At 53.3% G+C, this 768-nt stretch carries 1 rRNA gene; it reads right to left on the reverse strand.

Annotated elements, in window-relative coordinates:
* Positions 1 to 768: ribosomal RNA gene (locus AACX33_RS06325) — 16S ribosomal RNA — on the reverse strand; the annotation flags it as partial.

Here is a 768-nt window from a genome sequence, read left to right on the forward strand (position 1 = left end):
AGATTCGCGACATGTCAAGTCTTGGTAAGGTTCTTCGCGTTGCATCGAATTAAACCACATACTCCACCGCTTGTGCGGGCCCCCGTCAATTCCTTTGAGTTTCACAGTTGCCTGCGTACTCCCCAGGCGGGATACTTAACGCGTTAGCTCCGGCACGGCTCGGGTCGATACAAGCCACGCCTAGTATCCATCGTTTACGGCTAGGACTACTGGGGTATCTAATCCCATTCGCTCCCCTAGCTTTCGTCCCTCAGTGTCAGTTGCGGCCTAGTAGAGCGCCTTCGCCACTGGTGTTCTTCCTGATATCTACGCATTTCACCGCTACACCAGGAATTCCCTCTACCCCGAACGCACTCTAGCCTTGTAGTTTCCACTGCTTTTACCTAGTTAAGCTAAGTTCTTTAACAGCAGACTTACATAGCCACCTGCGGACCCTTTACGCCCAATCATTCCGGATAACGCTTGCATCCTCCGTATTACCGCGGCTGCTGGCACGGAGTTAGCCGATGCTTATTCCTCAGGTACCGTCATTTTTTTCTTCCCTGAGAAAAGAGGTTTACAACCCAAGAGCCTTCCTCCCTCACGCGGTATTGCTCCGTCAGGCTTTCGCCCATTGCGGAAAATTCCCCACTGCTGCCTCCCGTAGGAGTCTGGGCCGTGTCTCAGTCCCAGTGTGGCTGATCATCCTCTCAGACCAGCTACTGATCGTCGCCTAGGTGCGCCTTTACCACACCTACTAGCTAATCAGACGCGAGCTCATCTTCAGGC

The sequence above is a fragment of the Nodularia sp. LEGE 04288 genome, assembly GCF_963896525.1.
GTDB lineage: Bacteria > Cyanobacteriota > Cyanobacteriia > Cyanobacteriales > Nostocaceae > Nodularia.